The sequence below is a fragment of the Blautia sp. MCC270 genome (assembly GCF_018785605.1).
Classification (GTDB): Bacteria; Bacillota; Clostridia; order Lachnospirales; family Lachnospiraceae; genus Blautia_A; species Blautia_A fusiformis.
Window position 1 is genome coordinate 27,195 of the sequence record NZ_WQQD01000067.1, and the last position, 2,141, is coordinate 29,335.

2 protein-coding genes are annotated in these 2,141 nt (G+C 42.6%); both read left to right on the forward strand.

Annotated elements, in window-relative coordinates:
- Positions 1-335 precede the first annotated feature (335 nt).
- Complete coding sequence (locus tag GPK58_RS12470; RefSeq protein ID WP_129976248.1) at positions 336-1,664, forward strand: IS200/IS605 family element transposase accessory protein TnpB; 1,329 nt, start codon at positions 336-338, stop codon at positions 1,662-1,664.
- A 292-nt stretch (positions 1,665-1,956) separates the two neighbouring features.
- Positions 1,957-2,141 (forward strand): hypothetical protein (locus tag GPK58_RS12475; protein WP_215638734.1); only part of this gene is annotated, 185 nt, incomplete at its 3' end.

Here is a 2,141-nt window from a genome sequence, read left to right on the forward strand (position 1 = left end):
AAAATCCTCTATATGTTTATGGGATGATGAGAAAAAATCGAAAATGGCTTTCCGGAATCAGAGGGTGTTTTCTGTTTTAAATGTTGCTTTTGACAGATGTTTTTTTAGCAGCAGTATATTCCTGTTGGAAATGTTGGACGAATAGCAGTGGGAATGATGCGATTGAATAACTGCGCGTCGCATTCTCGTTATTTTAGTGATGAGTTAGACGCGCAAATTTTTTACCCAAAGAAAGAACACATGTTTACTTATGGCACTATATGTGCTAAAATATAGCCATGGATAGTAGAAAAAACAACAGAATCTGAGAAAAGAGTTATCAGGGAGAAATAAAAATGCAGATAATATCCAGTTATGGTGTAGAATTACGAAAACAGAATATCCCGATCCGCCAGACACTGGAGATTTATCGTGCTGCTGTCAGCTATCTGATTGGAATTTATGTGCAGGTATGGGAAGAATTAGCAGAAATCCCGGATGCAAAGAGGCGTTTTAATGCTGCAGAACATCTGGTACATACTACGAAGAAAAATCATGCCTGTTTTGATTTTGATATCCGGTTCCCAAAGATGCCTTCCTATCTGCGCAGATCTGCCATCCAGCATGCACTGGGGACAGTATCCTCTTATAAAACACGGCTGGATCTATGGGAAAAGACAGACGGAAAGAGCGGGAAACCAAAGCTTGTATATGAAAATCACGCCATGCCGGTTTTCTACCGTGATGTCATGTACCGTGAAGGAGTGGAAGGGAAAGACGAAGCATACCTGAAACTCTATGACGGTCATGACTGGAAATGGTCCTGTGTACGTCTGGAGCATACAGATATGGAACATCTGAGAAGATACTGGTCAGGGAAAAAGGCATCTGCCCCGACTCTGGAAAAGAGACACCGGAAGTACTTTTTGCGTTTTTCCTATACAGAAGAAGTAACACTTACCAAAAAACCTGTGAAAGAACAGGTTATCTGCAGCGTGGACTTAGGGATCAATACCGATGCAGTCTGTACCATCATGCGGGCAGACGGAACTGTCCTGGGAAGAAGATTCATAGATCATCCCAGTGAAAAAGACCGGATGTACCGCACACTGGGACGGATCCGCAGATCCCAGAGGGAACATGGCTCTGCGCAGACACAGGGAAGATGGGCATATACGAAACGTCTGAACACGGAACTTGGAAAAAAGACTGCAGGTGCGATTGTAAGATATGCGGAAGAAAACCATGCAGATGTGATCGTGTTCGAGTATCTGGAGATGCAGGGGAAGATATCGGGAAAGAAAAAACAGAAACTGCACCTGTGGAGAAAGCGGGATATACAGAGGCGCTGTGGACATCAGGCACACAGGAAAGGGATGCGGGTATCCAGGATCTGCGCATGGAATACCAGCAGACTGGCTTATGATGGTTCCGGAGCGGTAACACGTGATTGGGAAAATCACAGCCTCTGTACTTTCCAGACAGGAAAACGATATAATTGTGACCTGTCAGCAGCCTGTAATATAGGAGCGAGATATTTTATCAGAGAACTTTTAAAACCCATTCCGGCAACGGAAAGGTCTTTACTGGAGGCAAAAGTCCCTCCTGTAAAGCGTAGAACCTCATGTGTCTATGCAGATCTGAGAAAACTCCATTCAGAAATGGAACTCTTAAAAGTAGAATAGATACAGGCAGATATACAGCGGACTACCTGTAATGTGGGAACCAGCCATATCCGGCATGGGAAATGCGCATAACTGCGCACCTAAGTTATAGGCGTATCCGCCGATATTCAGTCTGACGCCTAAAGCGTCTGGAAGCACGCGACTTCAGTCGTGGGAGGTTCACAAAGGGCTTTTACATAACCAGTACCAAAAAAAGTCAGAATATGAACTGGACGAAAAAGGAAAAGTAAGTTTTTTCAAGAAAAATAGAAATAATCAGGTGAATATCTGGGCGCTTATAGATATTACAGATATGGATAGAAATGATGTTTTGTTGTTAAATGATAAATTTGCAGAGTTCTGGATCAATGAGATGAGCAGAGAAGAAAAAAAGAAGGATATTCGTTTTACATTTGTAATCCAGGTAGATGAAATGAATGATTATCTGCAGGAAATTTTTTATGAAAGCCAGGGAATCTTTATGGATAAGCACAGAAG